This is a genomic window from Hyphomonas pacifica, from assembly GCF_000682675.1.
GTDB lineage: Bacteria > Pseudomonadota > Alphaproteobacteria > Caulobacterales > Hyphomonadaceae > Hyphomonas > Hyphomonas pacifica.
The window spans coordinates 16,369-40,128 of sequence record NZ_AWFA01000023.1 but is presented as its reverse complement, the minus strand read 5'-3'; the positions used below and the strand labels follow the sequence as shown (position 1 = coordinate 40,128).

At 56.7% G+C, this 23,760-nt stretch carries 20 protein-coding genes; all 20 read right to left on the bottom strand.

Annotation, left to right across the window (positions count from 1 at the left end; all coding sequences use genetic code 11):
• Positions 1-78: 78 nt before the first annotated feature.
• Complete coding sequence (gene tsf, locus HY2_RS08495) at positions 79-984, bottom strand: translation elongation factor Ts (RefSeq protein WP_034826666.1); 906 nt, start codon at positions 982-984, stop codon at positions 79-81.
• A gap of 43 nt (positions 985-1,027) precedes the next feature.
• Entirely contained in the window at positions 1,028-1,828 is an 801-nt protein-coding gene (gene rpsB / locus HY2_RS08490) for a 30S ribosomal protein S2 (RefSeq protein ID WP_034826664.1), read from the bottom strand.
• 145 nt (positions 1,829-1,973) lie between these two features.
• On the bottom strand, positions 1,974-5,396 hold the full coding sequence (dnaE, locus tag HY2_RS08485) for a DNA polymerase III subunit alpha (RefSeq protein WP_034826662.1): 3,423 nt from the start codon (positions 5,394-5,396) through the stop codon (positions 1,974-1,976).
• 91 nt (positions 5,397-5,487) lie between these two features.
• Positions 5,488-6,177, bottom strand: a complete 690-nt coding sequence (locus HY2_RS08480) for an ABC transporter ATP-binding protein (protein WP_034826660.1) — start codon at positions 6,175-6,177, stop codon at positions 5,488-5,490.
• Complete coding sequence (locus HY2_RS08475) at positions 6,177-7,469, bottom strand: ABC transporter permease (RefSeq protein WP_034826658.1); 1,293 nt, start codon at positions 7,467-7,469, stop codon at positions 6,177-6,179. The genes HY2_RS08480 and HY2_RS08475 overlap by 1 nt, the downstream gene beginning before the upstream one ends.
• Positions 7,466-8,785 carry a proline--tRNA ligase gene (proS, locus tag HY2_RS08470; RefSeq protein ID WP_034826656.1) on the bottom strand — a complete coding sequence of 440 codons (1,320 nt, stop codon included), beginning with the start codon at positions 8,783-8,785 and terminating at the stop codon, positions 7,466-7,468. The genes HY2_RS08475 and proS overlap by 4 nt, the downstream gene beginning before the upstream one ends.
• 51 nt (positions 8,786-8,836) lie before the next feature.
• Complete coding sequence (locus HY2_RS08465) at positions 8,837-9,070, bottom strand: DUF1467 family protein (RefSeq protein ID WP_034826653.1); 234 nt, start codon at positions 9,068-9,070, stop codon at positions 8,837-8,839.
• Positions 9,070-9,498: a methylmalonyl-CoA epimerase gene (mce, locus tag HY2_RS08460; protein WP_034826651.1), complete on the bottom strand. Its 429-nt coding sequence runs from the start codon at positions 9,496-9,498 to the stop codon at positions 9,070-9,072. Before mce ends, HY2_RS08465 begins: the two co-directional genes overlap by 1 nt.
• A 5-nt stretch (positions 9,499-9,503) precedes the next feature.
• Entirely contained in the window at positions 9,504-11,189 is a 1,686-nt protein-coding gene (locus HY2_RS08455; RefSeq protein ID WP_034826649.1) for a ribonuclease J, read from the bottom strand.
• Positions 11,190-11,194: 5 nt separating this feature from the next.
• A complete protein-coding gene (locus HY2_RS08450) occupies positions 11,195-11,962 on the bottom strand; it encodes a type III pantothenate kinase (protein ID WP_034826646.1) in 768 nt (255 codons plus the stop codon).
• 4 nt (positions 11,963-11,966) lie between these two features.
• The gene (locus HY2_RS08445) at positions 11,967-12,704 is read right to left on the bottom strand and encodes a biotin--[acetyl-CoA-carboxylase] ligase (RefSeq protein ID WP_034826643.1); all 738 of its coding nucleotides are present in this window, start codon (positions 12,702-12,704) and stop codon (positions 11,967-11,969) included.
• A complete protein-coding gene (nuoN, locus tag HY2_RS08440) occupies positions 12,701-14,128 on the bottom strand; it encodes an NADH-quinone oxidoreductase subunit NuoN (protein ID WP_034826641.1) in 1,428 nt (475 codons plus the stop codon). Before nuoN ends, HY2_RS08445 begins: the two co-directional genes overlap by 4 nt.
• 6 nt (positions 14,129-14,134) lie before the next feature.
• On the bottom strand, positions 14,135-15,634 hold the full coding sequence (locus HY2_RS08435) for an NADH-quinone oxidoreductase subunit M (RefSeq protein ID WP_034826639.1): 1,500 nt from the start codon (positions 15,632-15,634) through the stop codon (positions 14,135-14,137).
• Positions 15,634-17,793 carry an NADH-quinone oxidoreductase subunit L gene (gene nuoL, locus HY2_RS08430; RefSeq protein WP_034826637.1) on the bottom strand — a complete coding sequence of 720 codons (2,160 nt, stop codon included), beginning with the start codon at positions 17,791-17,793 and terminating at the stop codon, positions 15,634-15,636. The genes HY2_RS08435 and nuoL overlap by 1 nt, the downstream gene beginning before the upstream one ends.
• Before the next feature lie 4 nt (positions 17,794-17,797).
• Positions 17,798-18,106, bottom strand: coding sequence for an NADH-quinone oxidoreductase subunit NuoK (gene nuoK, locus HY2_RS08425; protein WP_034791482.1), 309 nt, complete (start codon positions 18,104-18,106; stop codon positions 17,798-17,800).
• A 4-nt stretch (positions 18,107-18,110) separates the two neighbouring features.
• Positions 18,111-18,704, bottom strand: a complete 594-nt coding sequence (locus HY2_RS08420) for an NADH-quinone oxidoreductase subunit J (protein WP_034826635.1) — start codon at positions 18,702-18,704, stop codon at positions 18,111-18,113.
• A 61-nt stretch (positions 18,705-18,765) separates the two neighbouring features.
• A complete protein-coding gene (gene nuoI / locus HY2_RS08415) occupies positions 18,766-19,251 on the bottom strand; it encodes an NADH-quinone oxidoreductase subunit NuoI (protein WP_034791484.1) in 486 nt (161 codons plus the stop codon).
• Positions 19,248-20,339, bottom strand: coding sequence for an NADH-quinone oxidoreductase subunit NuoH (gene nuoH, locus HY2_RS08410; protein ID WP_034826633.1), 1,092 nt, complete (start codon positions 20,337-20,339; stop codon positions 19,248-19,250). The genes nuoI and nuoH overlap by 4 nt, the downstream gene beginning before the upstream one ends.
• Before the next feature lie 10 nt (positions 20,340-20,349).
• Positions 20,350-22,449, bottom strand: coding sequence for an NADH-quinone oxidoreductase subunit NuoG (nuoG, locus tag HY2_RS08405; protein WP_034826631.1), 2,100 nt, complete (start codon positions 22,447-22,449; stop codon positions 20,350-20,352).
• A gap of 6 nt (positions 22,450-22,455) precedes the next feature.
• Positions 22,456-23,760, bottom strand: a complete 1,305-nt coding sequence (gene nuoF, locus HY2_RS08400; RefSeq protein WP_034826628.1) for an NADH-quinone oxidoreductase subunit NuoF — start codon at positions 23,758-23,760, stop codon at positions 22,456-22,458.

Here is a 23,760-nt window from a genome sequence, read left to right as displayed (position 1 = left end):
CTCCTAAAAGATTCCCGGCCGCCTGTCATGGGCGACCGGGATGTTCAAAGCCCTTTGTGGGCAGAAAGGCAAGCCTGATCAGCTGCCTTTTGTCATGGAAGCAACTTCGTCAGCGAAGTTGTCTGCTTCTTTCTCGATGCCCTCACCCAGTTTGAAGTGCACGAAGCCCTTCAGGGTGGCGCCATTCTCTTCGAGGAACTTGCCGACCGTCTGGTCGGGGTTCATGACGAAAGGCTGCTCGACAAGGACAACTTCCTTGTAGAACTTCTGCATGCGTCCAACGATCATCTTCTCGATCACGTTATCCGGCTTGCCGCTTTCGCGGGCCTGCTCGGTGAGAACGTGCTTTTCGCTCTCGATCAGGGCCGGGTCCAGCTCGTCCGTTGTGGCAGCAGCAGGCGACGTTGCAGCAATGTGCATCGCAACCTTGCGGCCCAAGTCTTCAAGATCGCCAGAACCATCAAGAGCAACCAGAACGCCAACTTTACCCATGCCAGCCGTTTCGGCGTTGTGGATGTAGGAGGCGACCTTGCCTTCAGCCGTCAGCTTGGCACTGCGACGGAGAGTCATGTTCTCGCCGATCGTTGCGATCAGGCGCTTGATCAGGTCGTCAACCGAACCTTCGCCATCCGGAGACGGTGCAGCCGCAACAGCTTCAACAGAGCCATCCGTTTCCAGAGCGGCTTTAGTGATGCCAGCCAGAGCGGACTGGAACTTATCGTTGCGTGCAACGAAGTCAGTCTCGGCGTTCAGCTCAACGATAGCGCCCGTCTTGCCGTCTTCGGACACTTGTACGGAAACGAGACCGTCAGCGGCGGTGCGGCCAGACTTTTTCGCAGCTTTCGAGAGGCCTTTCGCGCGCAGCCAATCGATAGCGGCAGCTTCATCGCCACCATTCTCGACGAGCGCCTTCTTGGCGTCCATCATGCCTGCACCGGTTTTCTCGCGCAATGCTTTCACAAGCGCAGCGGTAATCTCAGCCATTGCTGTATTCCTTCAATTTCGTCTTCAGTTCGGATGCCCGAACTCAGGCACCCGTCGTATCTTCAGCCGTTTCGCCTTCTGCAGTTGCCACATCAGCTTCTGCAAGGGCGTCAACGTCTTCCAGCTCACCCAAGTCAACACCCAGGCCAGCGGTCGATTCTGCTAGACCGTCCAGGACCGCGTCAGCAAACAGGTTGCAGTAGAGCGAGATCGCACGAGCGGCGTCGTCATTGCCCGGGAAGCCATAATCGGCATCTGCTGGATCACAATTAGTGTCGAGCACGGCCACAACCGGGATACCCAGCTTGCGAGCTTCCTGAACGGCGATCGCTTCCTTGTTGGTGTCGATCACGATCATCGCAGCCGGCAAACCGCCCATGTCAGCGATACCGCCGAGGGAGAGTTGCAGCTTGTCGCGGCGGCGCTCCAGGTCGAGCAATTCTTTCTTGGTCAGTCCCTGACCGCTACCGCTCTCGAACATCGCGTTCAGCTCTTTGAGCTGCTTGATGGAGTGGGAAACGGTGGACCAGTTGGTGAGCGTGCCGCCCAGCCAACGGTGATTCATGTAGTATTGAGCGCAGCGTTGTGCAGCTTCAGCAATCGGCTCTGCAGCCTGACGCTTAGTACCCACGAACAGAACGCGGCCGCCTTTGGCGACAGTGTCGCGCACGAACACCAGCGCCTGGTGAAGCGCCGGAACAGTTTGCGACAGATCCATGATGTGAATGCCGGAGCGATCACCGTAGATATACGGCTTCATGCGCGGGTTCCAGCGGTGGGTTTGGTGACCGAAGTGAACGCCAGCTTCGAGGAGCTGACGCATGGTGAAGTCAGGTAGGGCCATAGATTGTCTCCATCCGGTTGGCCGTCACGAGTGGAACTTTGGACCCCCATGGCCCGCAGCACCGGATGCACCCGTGAACTGGTTTCTGATGGGGCGGCTTATACATAAATCCCCCCACGCCGCAAGATGCCGTGAACGCCTTTTGTCAGGCGGCTTTCAGCGGCTCGACACGTTCCACGCCGGGGGCGTCCTTCAGGGCGCGTTGGGCGCCAAGCCCGATCGTGTAGGTGGAAGGCAGCTTGAGGGTAACCAGACGGCCATCCTCAAGAGGCATTTCTATCAGGATTTCACCTCTTTCCGGGTCCGGCAACTTGGCCAGATGACCCACAACGCCAGCAATATCCCTAACAAGAGCCCCGACAGATAGTCTGATCTTCAATGCTCCCATGGCCTTGGATAGGCGCGCGGCCTCAAGCTTCAGGACGCGTTCAGCATTCAGGCGAATCTCTTCCGCATTCCGTTTTACACCAACTGTAATGGCGACTGCGTTTCCCACCTGAAGAAGATCATAATTCTGTGACAAGGTTTCAGGGAAAACCATCATCTCAATCTCGCCTGAGGGGTCAGACAAGGTGAGGAAGGCGAACTTGCCCCCATTACGTGCGGGCTTGTCATTACGGGCCCGCACCACCCCGATCATTTCGAGCGGTTTGCCGTCTGAGGCCCGCTCCTCAACTTCCATGGCCAAGGTGACACGATCGCGGTCCAGCCCTTCCAGAACGTCATCCAGAGGGTGACCAGAGAAATAGAAGCCAATCGACTTGAATTCGGCATCAAGCTTTTGCTGACCGTTCCAAGCCTTCACCTTTGGTAGCACAGGTCGCAAGGCTGGCTCTGCTTCCGCAAAAAGGCCGCCCTGCCCGCCCTGACGATCCTGAGCCGCCGAGACAGCCAGGTTTGCCAATAAGGGCGCAGCGGCCAGCACTTTGGCTCTGTTCGCATCAAGGCAGTCGAACGCACCGGCTTTTGCCAGGGATTCAAACGCCTTTTTATTCACATGACGCGGGTCCACACGCTCAGCAAAATCATAGAGGTCCTTGAAAGCCCCCCCTTCTTTGCGAACCTCAACAACATGCTTCATGGCCTCCAGGCCAACGCCTTTCAACGCGCCGAGGGCGTAAACAACGGCCCCATCACGCACATCGAAGTCGGCGGTGGACGTGTTCACATTCGGCGCCAAAACTGGAATCTTGAGGCGTTTTGCTTCCTGGAAGAAGGCCGCGAGCTTGTCAGTGTTGCCAAGGTCAAGGCTCATGGAAGCGGCGAGGAACTCCACTGGGAAGTGACGCTTCAGATAGCCCGTATGGTAGCCAATCAGGGCATAGGCCGCCGCGTGGGATTTGTTGAAGCCGTAGCCCGCAAACTTCTCCATGGTATCGAAGATGTCGTTGGCGAGCGGCGCCGCCATGCCTTTATTTGCTGCCGCACCTTCAACAAAGCGCTGGCGCTGGGCGATCATCTCTTCGATCTTTTTCTTACCCATTGCGCGGCGCAGAAGGTCAGCGTCGCCGAGCGAATAGCCAGCGATTTCCTGCGCCATCCGCATCACCTGCTCCTGATAGACAGGCACACCATAGGTGGCTTCGAGCACGGGTTTCAGGTCAGGGTGCTGGTAAGTAACCGAGGCAGGATCTTCCTTACCCTGCACATATATCGGAATGTTCTCCATCGGACCAGGGCGATAGAGCGAAATGATGGCGATCACATCTTCCAGGCTGTGTGGACGCACCTTTTTGAGGGTGTCTCGCATGCCCGCGCCCTCAAGCTGGAAAACACCGAGCGTGTCACCACTAGCCATCAGATCATAGGTCGCCTTATCATCGAGGCTTTGCCATTCCGTGCCGACGTCACGCCCGTCGCGTCGGATGAACTTCAGTGCACGGTCGATAACGGTCAGGGTTTTCAGCCCAAGGAAGTCGAACTTAACAAGCCCCGCTTGCTCGGCATATTTCATATTGAACTGAGTTGCCGGAAGATCAGCCCTAGGATCATTATAGAGCGGCACAAGCTCGACCAGCGGACGGTCACCGATTACAACACCGGCGGCGTGCGTACCAGCGTTCCGGTACTTGCCTTCGAGAGACAGTGCGATTTCTAGCAACTCCTCGACACGTTCATCCGCGTCGATCTCGTCCTGAAACTTCGGCTCGTCGTCAATCGCGTCCTGGAGCTTGGGCGGATTTGCCGGGTTGAACGGGATCAGCTTGGCCAGGCGGTCCACCTGCCCGTAAGGCATTTGCATCACGCGTCCGACATCACGCACAACAGCCTTCGCCTGAAGCGTACCAAAGGTGATGATCATTGCCACTGAGTCCGCGCCGTACTTGTCGCGCACATAACGGATCACCTCGCCGCGACGCTCCTGACAGAAGTCGACGTCGAAGTCAGGCATTGAAACACGCTCAGGGTTCAGGAAGCGTTCGAACAGCAGGTCGAAGCGCAAGGGGTCGAGGTCTGTGATCAACAGCACCCAGGCAACCAGAGATCCAGCACCAGACCCCCGGCCGGGGCCCACCGGAATACCGTTCTCTTTGGCCCATTTGATAAAGTCCGAAACGATCAGGAAGTAGCCAGGGAAACCCATGCGCTCGATAATTGACAACTCGTAATCGAGACGCTCGAAATACTTCTCACGCTCTGCATACAATTTGTCAGCCGCGTCGAGGCGGTATTCCAAACCTTCCAGAGCCTGTTTGCGAAGCTCTTCGGACTCCGAGCGCCCTTCCTTGGAGAAGTTTGGCAGAATGGGCTTGTGCGTTTCGGCCTTGATCGCGCATCGACGCGCAATTTCCGCAGTGTTCTCAATAGCTTCCGGAAGATCTGCAAACAGCTCCCGCATCTCTTGAGCTGTCTTGAGATACTGGGATGGATCAACGCGCTTGCGGTCTTCCTGCCCAAGATACTGGCCATTCGCGATACACATCATCGCATCATGTGCCTTGGCATCCCCTGCCTTCATGAAGCGGACATCATGGGTCGCAACAAGCGGCAGCTTCAGATCATAGGCAAGGCCGATCAGGTCATCTTCAACGGCGTACTCATCTGCAGTGCCGTGACGTGTGATCTCGACATAGCATCGCCCCGGATATGCTGCCGCCAGCGTAGAGAGCTCTGTGCGGGCATCCGTCAAGCGCCCCTTCAGCAGGTGGCGAGCCACCTCGCCTTCCGCGCCGCCCGTCAGCAAAATCAGGCCCTCGGTTTGCTCCAACAGCAAGTCGCGGGAAAGCTTCGGCACGCCATCCTCCGCATCCAGATAGGAACGCGAAGACAGGTACATCAGTCTTTTGTAGCCAACCTCATTCTGCGCATACAGCGAGATGCGCGTTGGATCGCTCTTCGGCACGCCATCCGTCACATCGAAGCAGCATGCCATGATCGGCTGAATGCCAGCATCCGTCAGGGTGAGCGATATCTCCAACGCGCCGAACAGATTATTCCTGTCCGTAATCGCAACAGCTGGCATGCCCTGCTCGACGCACCAGGCTTTCAGCCCCTTGGGCGTGATCATGCTCTCCAGCAGGGAGTAGCTGGACCTTACGGCCAGATGGATAAAGGGCGACTCAGACACAGGGCATTCTCCTGAAGACAGGATACGTTGCCAGCCCGCTTCAGGCCAGAGCAGAGGGGCACAGCCCGAAGGACCTTTTCACAGGTTTGAATCAGGCTGGCTGGTAGTCGATCAGCTTGCCGTCTGACAGCGTCAGGACGCGGTCCATGTGGCGGGTCAGGGACAGATTGTGCGTCGCGACCAGAACGGCAGCGCCCTCATTGCGCACCATATTGATCAGGGTCGCGAAAACACGCTCTGTCGTGCCAGGGTCCAGATTGCCTGTGGGCTCGTCAGCAATAACCAGCCGAGGATCATTGGCTAGCGCCCGGGCGATGGCGACCCTTTGCTGCTCGCCGCCAGACATTTGGGCTGGCTGGTGATGACCGCGATCTTCAAGACCCATTTCGCCCAGCAGATGCTCCGCCTTCTCGCGGGCCTCTGCTTTCTTCACGCCAGCAATCATCAGCGGCATCGCAATGTTATCTGCGGCGCTGAACTCAGGCAGCAAATGGTGGAACTGATAGACAAATCCGATCTTGCTGCGCCGGATAGCGGTGCGTCCTGCATCATCCAGGGACAAGCAGTCGATACCGTCCAGCATGACCTTGCCGGCCTCAGGACGCTCCAGCAGACCTGCCGTATGCAGCAGGGTCGACTTGCCGGACCCAGAAGGCCCGACGAGCCCCACAAGCTCTCCGGCATTCAACTGAAGGTCTGTATCGTTCAGCACATGCAGTTCACCCGCAGCCGTGCGGTAGTAGCGATCAATGCCGATCAATTCGAGAACAGGGCCTGTCATTATTCGAACCTCAGTGCGCTGACCGGGTCCTGACGGGATGCCCACCATGCCGGGATGATCGAGACAAGCATCGACATACCCAAAGCATACAGACCTGTGCGGAGAACTTCGCCCCAATCCAGAATGGCCGGCAGGCCCTCCAGCCCGTAGACTTCCGCGTCAAACACCTGCCCCGGAACGAACAGATTGATGAAGGCCTCCACAGCGCTGATATTCATGACGACCAGCACGCCGATCAGCATGCCCAGCATTGCGCCCAGCATGCCCAAAGTGGTGCCGACCAGAAGGAAGACGCGTAACACGCCCCCTCGGCCCAAGCCTATCGTCCTCAGAATAGCGATGTCACGCGTCTTGTTCTTCACCAACATAACTACACCAACAATTATGTTGAGCGTAGCAATGCCCATGATGACCATGACCAGCAGACGCACCATTGTGCGTTCCACCTGCAAGGCATTCAAATATCCTGCCCGCTGGCTTTTCCAGTCAAACGTGTAGAGGGCATTGCCAGTCGCCTGCGCAATGGCCTCCATGGCTTCGCGCGTTTTGTTGGGATCATCCAGCCGGATATCCAGCATCTGGTAATGATCCTTGGACTGGAACAGAATCTGGGCCTGATCCATCGGCATGAAGATGTAGAGCCTGTCCAGTTCCACACTGCCCGTCTTGAACACATCCCCGACCGTATAGGCCTTGCTGCGCGGTGTGGAGCCCATCGGCCCTGCATTGGTCTGGGAGGTGATAATCTCGACCTTGTCACCGGGTTTGACACCCAGACCCTCACGGCCTGCTGCCAGGAATGCCCCCATCATGATGACATCACCGCCATTGCGGCCTTCCCCGAACCCGGCCTCAATGGCCGCCTTTCCGCCATCTTTCAAGAAGGGCATCGTCGCCAGGTCTTCCTTGCGAATGGCCCGCACGGCAGCCCCAGTTTTCCGGCCATTGGCCGTGACGAGCACATATTCCTCGATATAGGGAGAGACACTCGACACGCCATTGATCTTACTTATCGTATCGGCGATCTGCTCAGCTTCTTCTTCCGTATAGGACGCAACCACCCCATAGACATGCGGCTGCCCCCCCAGCAGGGCATCCAGCAAGGTGGCGCGGAAACCACTCATGATCGACATGGTGATGATCAGCGCGGCAACCGCGAAGAAAATCCCCACAAAGGAAATGATAGAGATAAGGCTGGCTCCGCCATGCTCACGCTTCGCACGCAGGTAACGCCATGCCAGGGTGCGCTCCAGCTTGCCAAAGGGCGTGGCGGCGGAAGACAGCTCGCTCATGATGGACGCACCATCGCCAGAGCATCTGCCATGGGCAATTCGGATTTCTCGCTGGTCTTGCGGTTTTTCACCTCAACAACCCCATTCGCGAGGCCCCGCGGGCCAATCACGATCTGCCAGGGCAACCCAATCAGGTCCATTCGCGCGAACTTCGCGCCAGCGCGGTCTTCTGTGTCGTCATAAAGCGTATCGATGCCAGCATCCATCAGCGCCGCATAGGCTTGGTTACAGGCATTATCGCAGGCCTCGTCGCCAACGCGCATATTGATCAGACCGACCTGGAAAGGTGCCACTGCTTCAGGCCAGACGATGCCATTCTCGTCATGACACGCTTCAATTATACCGCCGACGAGCCGGGACACGCCGATACCATAGCTGCCCATTTCTACAGGCACCATTTGTCCATCTGGCCCTTGCACTAGGGCATTCATGGGTTCGGAATACTTGGTCCCAAAATAGAAGATATGTCCCACTTCGATTCCGCGCGCTGACACCTGCCGATCTTCCGGCAATTCAGCAAAGGCAGCTTCGTCATGCATCTCATCGGTTGCGGCATAATGCTGTGTACGCTTCTCGACCTCGACCGTCAGGTCCGCACCAAAGTCTAGATCCGCCCCTGGCGCCGGCATTTCAAGCAGCACCTTGTCGCAGAAGACGGCACTTTCGCCCGTATCAGCCAGGATGATGAATTCGTGGCTCAGATCGCCGCCAATGGGGCCTGTGTCAGCCCGCATAGGAACAGCCGTCAACCCCATCCGATCAAACGCGTTCAGATAGGCGCAGAACATGCGGTTATATGAGTGGCGCGCTTCTTCCGGGGTGAGGTCAAAAGAATAGCCATCCTTCATCAGGAATTCACGCCCTCGCATCACACCAAAACGCGGCCGGATCTCATCGCGGAACTTCCATTGCTGATGATAGAGGTTCAGCGGCAATTGCTTGTAGCTTTTGACATAGCTGCGGAACACATCGGTCACGAGCTCTTCATTGGTCGGGCCGTACAGCATTTCCCGGTCATGACGATCGGTAATGCGCAGCATCTCCTTGCCGTAAGCCTCATAGCGACCGGACTCTTTCCAAAGGTCTGCCTGCTGAAGCGTCGGCATCAGGATTTCAATAGCCCCGGCCCGGTTTAGCTCTTCACGGACGATCTGCTCGATCTTTTTCAGAACGTTCAGACCCAGCGGCAGCCACGTATAGATGCCTGCCCCGTTCTGGCGGACCATTCCAGTGCGTAGCATCAACTGGTGGGAGGCAATCGCCGCATCTGACGGCGCTTCCTTTGAAACCGGAAGGAAATACTTCGAAAGACGCATGGAATCTCCGTGATCACGCACTGAACGTGGCCCACCTAGCCGCAGCTATGCCTATTGCGCAAGAAGGCGTGGCACGACCACTGCGGCAATTGCTGTCAGGACTGCCGCCCCAGCAGAGGCCCATATTACTTTTTTTACCAGCATGGGATGCTTGGGAGCTGCTTCTTCGGTGCCAGGGATGGTGGAATCATCTTCCCACTGCCCCCGCACACCAATCGGCAACGCCACAAAAAAGCAGAGCCACCAACAAATCGTAAAAACGACCAAGGCACTTGCGATGGTCATCAGTGATGACCCTCGGGATTTTCCATCAGCTCGATCAGAACGCCATTGGAATTCTTCGGGTGTACGAAGATGATAAGCGTCCCGTGTGCGCCAATGCGTGGCTTGCCCAGAACAGTCGCTCCGCGCTTGCCCATTTCTTCTACGGCTTGATGAATGTCATCCACCTCAAAACAGACATGATGCTGTCCGCCTTTAGGGTTTTTCTGAATAAAATTATGGATCGGCGACTCTTCGTTGAGCGGCTCAATCAATTCGATCTGGCTGTTTGGCAAATTGACGAAGCAGACTTTCACTCCCTGCTCCGGCATTTCGAACGGCGTGGTGATATCTGTCGCTCCATAGAGCGTCCGGTAGGTTTCGCATGCCTCTTCAAGATCCGGCACAGCAACGCCGACATGGTTCAGAGGACCGATTTTGAATTCAGGCATGGTGATCAACTCCGTAATACAATTACTTCAATAATGGGCCGATGCCCGAAAGCTGCAAGGCATGCCTTGCGGATCGCGCGGCCAATCACCCGTTCGACATTATCGTCGTCCATGCGATCCCGGCGCTTCAGCTTGTTGATGGCATCCTCGGCGGCAATCTCCAATGGCTCGACACTCTCATCCGCCAAACGGCCATCTCCCTCGGACAACCCTTTGGTCACGATGACCGGTCCATCGAGAACGTCTCCATCATCGTCTAGCGTGAGAGAGGCAAAGACAATGCCGCCCCAGGACAGTTTGCGGCGCTCATCAATGCCCTGCGCGCCTTCCGGCACCAGCTTGTTACCATCCAGATAGAGGCGGCCAGCCGGAACGAGATCTACAATTTCTGCTTCGCCGGGAGCCAGGCGGACGAGACTGCCATTGCGCGGTGCTACCGCTTGAGGAACCTGCAGCGACTTCGCATACGTGGCATGCTCCATAATGTGGCGCCGCTCTCCGTGCACAGGCACGGCAATGCGTGGACGTACCCACTGGTACATACGTTTCAGTTCATCCCGACAGGGGTGACCCGATACGTGGATCTTCTCAGGTACCATGCGCGGCGTGATGACCCGGACGCCCTGGTCCGCCAGAGAGTTCTGAAGCTGGAAGATACCCTTCTCATTTCCTGGAATAAGCCGGGACGAGAAGATAACTGTGTCCCCCTGATGCAGGGAAATGTTGCGATGGTCCCCGCGAGCAATACGCGTCAGGGCTGCCCGTGGCTCCCCCTGGCTGCCCGTGCACAGATAGAGAATGTGCTCTGCCGGAATTTGCGAGGCGTCAGCCTCGTCCACGAATTCCAGCGTAGGAGGCAGAATGCCGACGGCCTTCGCGGCATCCGTGATGCGATGCATGCTGCGGCCAACAAGACACACAGCACGCCCAGCCAGCTCTGCGGCTTCAATGACGGATTTCACACGCGCGACATTGGATGCAAATGTCGTCACCGCCACAGCCTGACGCTGGCTGGCGATCAACTGGACCAGCCCCTCGCGGACGGATTCTTCTGACCTGGACTCGCCCTCTTCAAAGACATTCGTGGAGTCGCAAACCATGGCGAGCACACCTTCGTCGCCGAGCGCCATCAAGGCCTTGATGTCTGTCTTCGAGCCGATCTGCGGCGACGGGTCAATTTTCCAGTCCCCTGTGTGCAGGATAATCCCTGCTGGCGTACGGATGGCCAGGGCATTCGGTTCAGGGATGGAGTGCGTCAGCGTCACATAGGTCACCTCGAAAGGACCTGCCTTGACTGTGCCGCCTAGAGCGACCGGTTTGAGAACAGACGTATCGACGCCCCGCTCTTCCATTTTGGTGCGCACCAGTTCCGCCGTGAAAGGCGTTGCATAGATCGGCGCGTTTGTTTGCAGGCGCGGATACAGAAGGCCGACCGCACCGATATGGTCTTCGTGCGCGTGCGTCAGGAAGATCGCCTCGATCTTCTCACCCACCAGAAAAGACGGGTCTGAGCAGATCAGATCAATGCCGGGTGTATCCAGAGAGCCGAATGTGACGCCAAGGTCCGCAAGTATCCATTTGCGATCATGGGCGGGCCCATAGCCATAGGCATTGAGGTTCATGCCTATCTCTTCACACCCACCTATTGGCAGGAAGACCAGTTCGTTTGCGATGTCTTCTGAATCTGCCATAAATCTCAACTGTTTCGACGATAAATTTCCAGTAGGCCGCGGATCGTAATATCCTGATCATAGTGATCTATAGTTTCGCTGGCACCTTCAAAGAGGGAGGCAACACCTCCCGTGGCGACAACCTGCATGGGTTTCCCATATTCGGCCTTGATGCGACGGACGAGCCCATCAATCAGATCAATATACCCCCAGAAGACTCCTGACTGCATGGCACTTACAGTATCCTGGCCAATAACATGATGTGGACGCTGAATGGCGATCCTTGGTAGCTGGGCCGCGGCGTCGTGCAACGCGCGGACAGAGAGGTTGATACCGGGGGAAATGATACCGCCTTCAAAGCCGCCATCTTCTGCAACGACATCAAATGTGGTCGCCGTGCCACTGTCGATCACGATCAGATTGCCCGGATAGCTGACATGAGCCCCAAGCGCACTGACAATCCGGTCCGCGCCGACTTGTTCCGGACGGTAAATACGGACCTCTACGCCTGTTTTAAGCTGCGGGTCGCCAATGAACATCGGCTCAATTTCAAGATAGCGACGTGCCAGATTGCGGAAATTAAACTGCGCTTGCGGGACAACAGTAGAGATCACGCAGCCTTTGATCTGGTGCAGATCAACCTTGTACATGTCAGCAAGACGCCACAGCCACGCGGCATGATCATCTGCGGTTTTCGTAGCGTCCGTCGCGCTCCGCCACTGATTAATCCAGTTTTCACCGTCGTGAATACCAAAAACTGTATTGGTGTTACCAACGTCGATCGCCAACAGCATGTATCTATGTCCTTCCTACCAAGGAAACATCACCCGCCCTTATCATCTGCCGTTCCCCATTGGGCAATCGCAGAATAAGAGCTCCATCTTGGGCCATATCCTCGAATACACCCACAACAGGGCTATCAGATACATTGACCCGAACGGTCTGCCCCAGACCTTCCGCTGCCTTAAGCCAGTCTTCACGAAGAGGCTCAAAGCTTTGTCTTGCTTGTTCCAGGCGACGCGCAAAAGTTTCCCTAAGAACGCTGAGCACGTCTTCTGCGCTGACCAGCGTGTCTCCCCTCAGCGCATGAATACAGGTAGCGGCCTGACCTGTACCTTCAGGGCTTTCGGTCACATTGATGCCTATACCGGCGGCAACCCAGAAATCTTGTCCCTGCCCGCCTGTCTCGATCAAAATGCCGGAAAGCTTCGCCTGGTCGACGCGCGCATCATTCGGCCATTTCAGCCTGACCGCTGCGCCCGGCGCAACAATGGCCGCCATGTCAGACACGGCGAGAGCTGTCGCAAAGGGCAATCGCGCCGCGACAGAGATACCTCCCGGTTCGCGGAAGAATGCGGTGGAAAACAGGTTGCCGGAAGATGATAGCCAAGGACGCTGCAAACGTCCCCGGCCTGCGGTCTGGGCTTCAGCAACCAGCCAGCAATTCTCGATCTGGCCAGCTTTGGCACGGCGCTGGGCTTCGGTGTTCGTGCTGTCGATGACGCCTAGATGATAGACGGGCCAGTCGAAGCTCAAATCGCCAGACCCGCAGCGGCGTTCCCGGCCCAGCCTGACAGCTGGTAGATAAAGATCAGGAACACGACACCCGTCAGCACCGCTGAAGCGATGACCGTAAAGGTTACAGACCCATCAATTGCTTCGAACTTCTCAGTCGGCTCATCAAACCACATAATCTTGATCAGGCGCAGATAGTAGCCAAGTGACACAACGGATGCGAGAATGAGGATGACCGCCAGTGGTAATAGCCCGGCATCCAGACCAGCATTCAGAACTTCCCACTTGCCGAAGAAGCCGCCGAAAGGTGGCAGACCCGCCATGGAGAAAATCAGGACCGACAGGGCAATCGCCAGCCATGGGCGCTTGCGCATCAGGCCGCCCAGCTCGTTGATGCCTTCAACCATCCCGCCTTTGCGACGCATGGATAGGACACCGGCAAACAGACCCAGCGAAGCAATGACATAGAGGGTCATGAAGACAAGCAGAGGCCCCGCGCCAAATTCTTTGCCTGCAGCGACAGCAACCAACGCGTAGCCGATATTGGCAATGGAGGAATAGCCGAGCAGTCGCTTGATGTTCGTCTGCGTGAGAGCGCCAAGTGAACCAATGATCATGGAAAGGGCTGCGATGATCGACAGGATCAGCTGCCATTGTTCAATGATGCCGCCGAAGACGGTGTACATCACATTCGCGAACACAACCATGGAAGCCATCTTAGGCGCGGTTGCGAAGAAGGCGGCAACCGGTGTCGGGGAGCCTTCATAAACATCTGGTGTCCACACGTGCATCGGCGCGGCGGAGACTTTGAAGGCCAGACCTACGATCATGAGGACCATGCCGAACATCATTCCGACAGAAGGTTCAGCGGCAGCAATCACCACATACTGAGTAGACCCTGCGAAGCCATAGACCAGCGAAGCGCCATAAAGCAGCATACCGGACGCCAGCGAACCGAGGACGAAATACTTCAGACCGGCTTCAGAGGAACGAATGGAATCGCGGTGGAACGCGGCCATCACATAGGAGGCCAGGCTAAGGGTCTCGACCCCCATATAGAGAGTCATCAGATCCGCTGCAGATAGGGTCATGCCAATGCCCAGGCTGGCAAAAATGGTCAGAAGAGCATACTCATAACGGATCGTGTTGTGACGCTTAAGGAATCCTTCGGACATCATAAGTGTGACGCCGCCAATGGCATAGCTGACAAACTTCGCAAAGTTCACGAACGTGTTGGTGCGCACCAGGCCATTGAATGCTTCTCCGCCCTGATAATTCATCAAAGAGAATGCGGCGGCGGCAAACAGTACGAGCGCCCCAAACTTGAATGCGAGCGCGTTGAACTTGTCCTTGAACGTGGCACCAAGAAGCACCCCGATCAGACCAGCCGCCGCGAGCCAGAGTTCAGGCCCGATTGCAAGGATCATGGCAGTGTAATCCAGCATAAGAGGTCAGCCTCCTGCCATCAGGTTCAGCACACGCAGCGCCGAGCCTTCAGTAATGTTGAAAATGAGATTGGGTGCGATACCGAACAGAATGGTCAACAAGGCCAACGGCACGATGCAGATCAATTCGATCAGGTTCATATCCTTGATGGCGTTCAGCTTGGGATTTGTGATCTGGCCAAACACTGTGCGACGATACAGGGTCAGCATGTATACGGCAGAAAAGATCACCCCAAGCGCGGCGCCAAAGGCGGCCCATGAGGAGGCCTGGAAGCCGCCGACCATGGTGAGAATCTCACCGATGAAGCCTGATGTACCTGGCAAACCGACATTGGCCATGGTGAAGAGCATGAACAGCGTTGCGTAAATCGGCATGCGGTGAACAAGACCGCCATAAGCGGAAATCTCACGTGTGTGCATACGGTCGTATACAACGCCCACGATCAGGAACAGCGCGCCAGAAATGATACCGTGGCTGAGCATCTGGAAGATGGCACCCTGCACACCGGCTTCGTTGAACGAAAATACGCCAAGCGTCACGAAGCCCATGTGCGCTACGGATGAGTACGCAATCAGCTTCTTCATATCAGTCTGACGCCACGCGACGAGCGAAGTGTAGACAATCGCCACTACGGCCAGCGCAAACATAACCGGCTGGAACAAATGGCTGGCGTCTGGGAACATGGGCAGCGAGAAGCGCAGGAAGCCATAGCCGCCCATCTTCAGCAGAACACCGGCCAGCACGACAGATCCCGCCGTCGGTGCCTGAACGTGCGCATCTGGAAGCCATGTATGCACGGGCCACATCGGCAACTTGACCGCAAAAGACGCCATGAAGGCAAGCCACAGCCAAGTCTGCGCATTGCGCGCGAACTGATAATTCTCAAGAACCTCAAAGTCCGAGCTGCCTGCAGCCTGGTACATGTAGACCACGGCCACCAGCATGAAGAGAGAGCCGATCAGCGTGTAGAGGAAGAATTTGAACGCCGCATAGATTTTGTCCGGACCGCCCCAGATACCGATGATCAAGAACATCGGGATAAGGCCAGCCTCGAAGAAAATGTAGAACAGCACCAGATCAAGTGCGGTGAACACACCGATCATGAAGGTCTCAAGCACCAAGAAAGCGACGACATATTCTGTGACGCGCTTGTTGATCGAGTTCCAGCTCGCCAGAAGACATATCGGCGTCAGGAAGGTTGTCAACAAAATCAGCGTCATGGACAGACCGTCCACGCCCATCTTGTAGCTGATATTCTGGTACCACCGATATTGCTCAACAAGCTGATAGCCAGGCTCAGCCGGATTGTAATAGGCAAACGCGGCAAGTGAGACCAGGAAAGTCGCGCCGGAGATAATCAGACCCGCCATAAGGGCCGTGCGCCCCTCAGAGCTTGCCTGGGTCTCATCCCGGCTACCCACCGTAGCCGCACGCACGACCATGATGATCAACGCCCCTGCAAGCGGCAGGAATGTCATCGCCGAAAGAATGGGAAAACCGCCCATTAGTTAACTCCTCCAGCGCGCAGCCACATAATTCCACCGAATACGAGTGCAGCGCCGATAATCACAAATGCGTAGTGGTAGAGATAGCCGGTATGCATCTTGGACAGGCGCTTGGCAGCGCCCTGTGTGAGATGCGTCACACCATCGGGACCAAGACCGTCGATAATCTTCTTGTCAGCTTTCCAGAAGAGATTGCCGAGCAAGGCCGATCCACGGACCAGCGTCGCTTGGTAGATCTCGTCAAAATACCACTTGTTATAGAACAGCGAGTAGAGAGGCCCACCGCTGTCGGCGATGCGTTTACCGACACCACGATTGAAGTAGTACGTGAAGGTCGCGATCAGGAAGCCCGCAATCGTGACGATGAGAGGTGCGTAGATCACCCATTCCGGCACATCGTGTCGATTGTGCAGAACATGGTTCTCAGCCGAGCGATAAATCGCTCCCGCCCAGAAGGCCTCATTATTGTGATCAACGAAGGCGTTGTAGAAATACAGGCCTGCGAACATGGCGCCAATGCTAAGCAATGCGAGCGGCACCAACATGAGCAGCGGAGACTCATGCGGGTCGCCATGGTGGCCATGATCATGATGATCATCTGCCGCCAGATGGTCGTCAGCATGAGAGTCTGCTTCCTCGTACACTTCGTCATCATGAGCCTTCGACGCCATCGGACCGTGGAAGGTCATGTAGATTAGCCGCCAGGAGTAGAAGCTCGTCAGGAAGGCTGCGATGATGCCGAACCAAAAGGCCACCTGGCCGAACATGACCTCAGCAGCGCCGCCGGCGAATGCGCTCTCCAGGATGGCATCTTTCGAGAAGAAGCCCGAGAAGCCGATCTTGGTATGCGGAATACCCAGACCGATGATGGCAATCGTACCGATCATCATGGCCGCATAGGTGAGCGGCATGTACTTCGCCAGACCGCCCATTTTGCGCATGTCCTGCTCGTGGTGCATGCCGTGAATGACGGAGCCGGCACCAAGGAACAACAAGGCCTTGAAGAAGGCGTGCGTGAACAGGTGGAACATGGCCGCCTCATAGGCGCCAACACCTGCCGCGAAGAACATGTAGCCGAGCTGGGAACAGGTTGAGTAGGCAATTACGCGCTTGATGTCGTTCTGCGCCATTCCGACCGTTGCTGCATAAAGTGCTGTAACCGCCCCGACGATCGTGATCATGCCTGCAGCATAGATCGTATATTCGTAGATCGGCGACAGAAGACACACGAGGTAGACACCAGCCGTAACCATGGTTGCGGCGTGGATCAGCGCTGAAACAGGCGTCGGGCCTTCCATGGCGTCCGGCAACCAGACGTGCAGGAAGAACTGCGCAGACTTACCCATTGCGCCAATGAACAGAAGCACACCGATAACTTCGAGTGCATTGAGATCCCAGTGCAGGAAGGAGATTTTCAGCTCGCGTACGGGGAAAGCTTCTGTAAAGCCAACCGGCACAACAGCTGTATTTTGGCGCACAGCATCCAGAACCGGGCCAAACTCAACAGACCGGAAGACGTAGAAGACTGCCATGATACCCAGCGCGAGGCCAAAGTCCCCGACACGGTTAGTCACGAAAGCCTTGATAGAGGCGTCGTTCGGCGCCTTGTTCTGATACCAGAAGCCAATGAGCAGATAGGAAGCAAGGCCCACACCTTCCCAGCCGAAAAAGAGCTGAATGAAATTGTCCGCTGTCACCAGCATCAGCATCATAAAGGTAAAGAGGGAGAGATAGCTGAAGAAACGCGCCTTGTGCGGCTCTTCACTCATATATCCCCAGGAATAGAGGTGAACGAGGCCGGAAACGCCAGTGATCACCGCCATCATGACGATGGACAGCGTGTCGACGCGGATCGCCCAGTTTGCCTGGAACTCACCGACATGGATCCAGGGCATCAGCGTAATGATGTGCTGCTTTAACTCGCTGGCCGTAGACATGGCAACCAGGCTGGCATGGTGTTCCTCACCGCCTGCAGCGTGACCACCAAGACCGGCGACATAGGCAAACAGCTGGAACAGCGACAGGGCACCGGCTGACAGGACAACAGCCGTCGTCAGCGTCATGACGAGCTTGTCACCAATAAATTTGTGGACCAGCCCTGTAAGAGCAATCAACCCCGGCGCCAGGACTATATAGAGAATAAGGAAATCGGGCAGCATCCATCTATCCCTTCATCAGGTCGACACTCTCAACAGAGATGTCGCCGCGATTGCGGAAATAGACGACCAGAACGGCAAGCCCGACGGCCGCTTCAGCAGCAGCCACCGTCAATACCAACATCGCGAATATCTGTCCTGTAATCGTTCCGGTAAAGACCGAGAATGCAACCAGGTTCAGGTTCACGGAAAGCAGGATCAACTCGATCGCCATGAGAATGACGATGATGTTCTTGCGGTTCACGAATATGCCGACAACCCCGATCGTGAACAGGGCCGCAGACACGGCAAGATAGTGGGAAAGCCCAAGGTCCATTGTCTCAGATCCCCTGCCCCGGTGTGGGGTCCTTCAGTTCAAAGGCGTCGCTACGGCGGCGCGAAGTTTGTTTTGCGATGTTCTGGCGTTTCGTTTCCGGACGGTGGCGCAGGGTAAGCACAATCGCGCCGATCATCGCCACCAGCAGGATGATCCCAGCCATCTGGAACAGTAGCAGATATTGCGTGTACATCACCTGGCCGATGGCCTCGGTATTGGTGGCAGCCCCCGGTGAAGCATCAAAGGTGGATGCGTTGGTGGTGGTTCCAAACACGGTCGCGAGCACGATCTCGGCCGCGAAAATCACACCAACCAGCACCGCGAAGGGCCAGTATCGCAACGTCCCCTGCTTGAGCTCAACAAAGTCCACATCCAGCATCATGACGACGAACAGGAACAACACCGCCACCGCGCCGACATAAACAACGACCAGAAGCATGGCGAGGAATTCCGCGCCGATCAGGACCAGAAGGCCTGCGGATGAAAAGAATGCGAGGATCAGCCACAACACGGAGTGAACCGGGTTACGTGCCATGATCACGGACAATGCCGAGACGAGCACGACCAGCGCGATCAGATAGAAAGCGTAGACTGCCACAGCCCTTCTAGGCCCCCTTCTTGGTGGAGCGAAGGCTCCACGAGTTTCAATTTATAGCGCCTTAACGATAAGGCGCATCGAGTTCCAAATTCTTCGCGATCAGCCGTTCCCAGCGGTCGCCATTCGCAAGCAGACGGTCCTTGTCATAGAACAGCTCCTCACGTGTTTCGGTCGCGAATTCGAAGTTCGGACCTTCCACGATTGCATCCACCGGGCATGCCTCCTGGCAGAAGCCACAATAGATACATTTCACCATGTCAATATCGTAGCGCGTCGTTCGCCGAGCGCCGTCGGCGCGGGGCTCGGCCTCGATCGTGATGGCTTGCGCCGGGCAGATTGCTTCACAGAGTTTACAGGCGATGCAGCGCTCTTCCCCGCTAGGATAGCGGCGTAGTGCATGCTCACCACGGAAACGAGGAGACAGCGGGTTCTTCTCGAACGGATAGTTTACGGTTGCCTTGCGGCGGAACATTTCCCGGGTTGCCACAACAAAGGCTCCGAGGAAATCTGTCAGCAGTGCACCGCGTATGGTTTGCGCGAGGCTCATGACTGCACTCCCATATAAGCGACATATCCCGCCACGATCAGTACAGCGACCAGAGATGTAGGGAGGAACACTTTCCAGCCCAGGCGCATCAGCTGGTCATAGCGGTAGCGTGGCACAATGGCCTTCACCATTGCGAAAAGGAAGAAGAAGAAAAGGATCTTGAACATGAACCAGAACAGGCCCGCAAAGGCGTTCAGGAACGGGTGATCGCGCACGAAATCCTCGCCCAGTGGGATTGGACCATGCCAGCCACCAAGGAACAGAATAGTCATCATGGCGCACATCAGAACGATGTTCAGATACTCACCAAGCATGAAGAGCAGGTATGGCGTAGAGCCATACTCAACCTGATACCCCGCAACGAGTTCAGATTCCGCTTCAGGAAGGTCAAATGGCGGACGGTTCGTCTCAGCCAGCGCGGAGATGAAGAATATCACGAACATCGGGAACATCACGATGATGAGCGGGAAATTCTGGAAGCTGAAAGCGTGCCAGTTCCAGAAACCGCCATCCTGATTGTTCACAATATCTGTCAGGTTCATGGACCCAACCAGCAGGATTACCGTCACGATTACAAAGCCGATGGAGACTTCATAGGACACCATCTGCGCAGCTGAACGCAGTGCGCCTAGGAACGGATACTTCGAGTTCGAAGCCCAGCCACCCATGATGATGCCGTAGACACCGAGAGAACTGATGGCAAAGAGATAAAGAATCCCGACGTTCAGGTTTGAAATGACCCAGCTGGTTCCACTGGTCGTGCCGGGCGCGACGGGAATGGCTGCCCATGACGCGAAGGCGAGCGTACAGGTGAGGATCGGCGCCATGATAAAAACGGTCTTGTTGGCGCCTGCCGGAATGACGATTTCCTTGATCAGGAATTTGCCGAAGTCAGCAAATGACTGAAGCAAACCGAACGGGCCGACAACGTTAGGCCCTTTCCGCATCATCACACCTGCCCAGACCTTACGGTCCAGCAGCAGAAGGAAAGCAATCGACAGCAGAAGGACAAGGGTGAACAGGGCAATCTGCCCCAGAACCAGAAGCGGCCCCCAAAGCTGTCCGAAAGACTCGACATAGTTGCTCATGGCGCCCGCCCTACTCCGCTGCTACCGGAGTGTCCAGCGCTGAGGCCAGCGCAGAACATTCGGCCATTGTCTTCGATGCGCGGGCGATCGGGTTGGTCATGTAGAAATCATCTACGACCGCTCCAAACGACACGCTCGTCAGCGTCGTCGACGCACTCGTCATTGGCTGTTTCAGAGCCTCAATCCCCCGCACGCCAGGCGCGAAGCCAAGGCCGGAGAAGACGGTGCTTTCGCCTTCTGCGCCGCGCAAAACGCCTCTCAGGGCGTCCGCCGTATCATAAGGAAGTGTCTTGCCCATCATATCTGACAGGGCACGAAAAATGGCCCAGCCCTCACGCGCTTCGCCCTTGGGCTGAACAGCCCTGGAGGTCATCTGGACCCGTCCTTCGGTGTTCACATATGTCGCAGCCATTTCGGTATAGGCGGCAGACGGCAGAATAATATCCGCCCGCGCAGCGCCTGCATCCCCATGGGAGCCGACATAGATGACTGTGGAATCACCCAAGCCGGATAGGTCCACCTCGTCTGCACCGAGAAGAACTACGGTCTTCATACCGCCAGAGAGGATCGCCGCTGTGTCTGCGCCGCCTTCTGCCGGAACGAAACCGACATCCAGTGCGCCAACACGGCCTGCCGCAGTGTGCAGAATACCGAAGCCGGCCCAGTCATCCTTGATCGCGCCGACTTCATTCGCAAGCTTCAGAGCAGAGGCAAGAACGGCTTCACCGTCTTCACCGCACAAAGCTCCCTCACCGATGACAATCATCGGACGCTCAGCAGAGGCGAGAGCCTTGCCGAAATCCGTATCACGAATGTTTGTCAGCGCATCCGCGCCCTGGCCTAGCCATTCATGATCATAGGTCAGGTCTGCAGCTTCGCCGATCCGGCCCACTTTCAGGTCAGCCCACAGCCATGTCTTGCGGATGCGGGCATTCCAGACGGCAGCTTCGACGCGCGGATTGGTTCCGATAAGCAGAAGCATGTCTGCCTCTTCCACACCGGCCAGCGTGCCATTCAGGATGTAGCGCTCACGCACACCGTCTGTGCCATACTTGGCCCCGGCTGGGCGGCAGTCGGTGCTCTTGACGCCAAGCGCGCGGAACAGGTCCAGCGCCGCCTTGGCCTGCTCGACTTCGATCAGGTCACCAGCAACGACACCAATCTTGTCTGAACTGACGGACAGAGCCTCTTTGACAGCAGCGAAAGCTTCCCCCCAATTGGCAGCGCGCAGACGACCATTCTCGCGAATGTAAGGCTTGTCGAGGCGTTGGCGGGCAAGACCGTCCCACACAAAACGGGATTTGTCGGACAGCCACTCCTCGTTAATTTCCTCATTGGTCTCCGGCAGGATACGCATCACGCCATCGCCCTTGGCATCCACGCGAATGGAGGCGCCCATGGCATCCATCACATCAATGGAGGATGTCTTGCGCAGCTCCCACGGGCGCGCATTGAACGCGTAAGGCTTGGAAGTCAGCGCGCCGACCGGGCAAAGGTCAATCACATTGCCGGACAACTCAGACGTCAGGCTCTTTTCGAGATAGGTCGTGATCTCGGCATTCTCGCCGCGGCTGATCATGCCGATCTCTTCAACACCGGCCACTTCAGCCGCAAAGCGTACACAACGCGTACACTGAATGCAGCGGGTCATGATCGTCTTGACCAGCGGGCCCATATTCTTGTCTTCGACGGCGCGCTTGTTCTCTTCATAGCGGCTGCCGGCACGGCCATAGGCCATGGCCTGGTCCTGCAGGTCACACTCACCGCCCTGGTCACAGATCGGGCAATCCAGAGGGTGGTTGATCAGCAGGAACTCCATCACGCCATTGCGGGCCTTATCGACATAGTCGCCTTTGGTGCGGATGTTCGGCGCAGAGCCATCACGGTTCGGACGCATATCGCCAACCGTTTGCGCACAGGAGGCGATCGGCTTCGGCGCGCCTTCCCACTCGACGAGGCACATGCGGCAGTTACCCGCCACAGACAGGCGCTCGTGATAGCAGAAGCGCGGAATCTCGGCACCCGCTTCCTCACACGCCTGCATCAGCGTGTAGTGACGCGGGACCTCAATGTCCTTGCCGTCGATATTCAGCTTGAAGGTATCGGACATATGCCTTTACTCCGCTGCCACGACTGCGCCCTGCACCATTGCGCGCGGCAGCCTGTATTGATTGATGCGGTCTTCGATCTCGTGACGGAAGTGACGGATAAGGCCCTGGATCGGCCAGGCCGCCGCGTCGCCCAGAGCACAGATCGTGTGACCTTCCACCTGCTTGGTCACATCCAGCAGGGTTTCGATCTCGTCATGCTCAGCTTCGCCTTTAACCATGCGCTCCATAACGCGCCACATCCACCCCGTGCCTTCACGGCATGGCGTACACTGGCCGCAGCTCTCATGCTTGTAGAAGTAAGCGAGGCGGGCGATGGCCTTGATAAGATCTGTGTCCTTGTCCATCACGATGACGGCCGCTGTACCGAGACCTGATTTCAGGTCGCGCAGCGTGTCAAAGTCCATATAGGCGTCCATGATCTGCTCGGCCGGAACCATTGGCACGGAAGACCCACCCGGGATAACCGCTTTCAGATTGTCCCAACCGCCGCGAATGCCGCCACAATGGGTATCGATCAGCTCACGGAACGTGATTGACATCTCTTCTTCGACATTGCACGGCTTGTTCACATGTCCGGAGATGCAGAACAGCTTGGTGCCGGCATTGTTCGGACGTCCAAAGCCAGCAAACCACTCAGCGCCGCGACGCAGGATGGTCGGCGCAACCGCAATAGACTCGACATTGTTCACAGTGGTAGGGCAGCCATAAAGACCCGCATTGGCAGGGAATGGCGGCTTCAAGCGTGGCTGGCCTTTCTTGCCTTCCAGACTTTCCAGCAACGCAGTCTCTTCACCGCAAATATAGGCACCGGCGCCGTGGTGAACATAGAGATCAAAATCCCAGCCGTTCACATTGTCCTTGCCGATCAGCTTGGCCTCATAGGCTTCCTTGACGGCCTTTTCGAGCGCGTGACGCTCATTGATGTATTCACCGCGAATATAGACATAGCATTTGTGCGCGCGCATCGCACGGCTGGCCACCATGCAGCCTTCGATCAGCAGGTGCGGATCGTGGCGCATGATTTCGCGGTCTTTACACGTCCCGGGCTCCGACTCGTCAGCATTGACGACCAGATAGTGTGGGCGCTCGCGTACTTCCTTCGGCATGAAGGTCCACTTCAGACCGGTCGGGAAGCCAGCGCCGCCACGACCACGCAGACCGGAAGCCTTGATCTGGTCGCAGATCCAGTCCGGTCCCTGATCCAGCATCTCTTTGGTCAAATGCCAGGCGCCGCGCTTTTTCGCGGATTCCAGATCCGGAGAGTGCAGACCATAGAGGTTTGTGAAGATGCGATCCTTGTCCTGCAACAT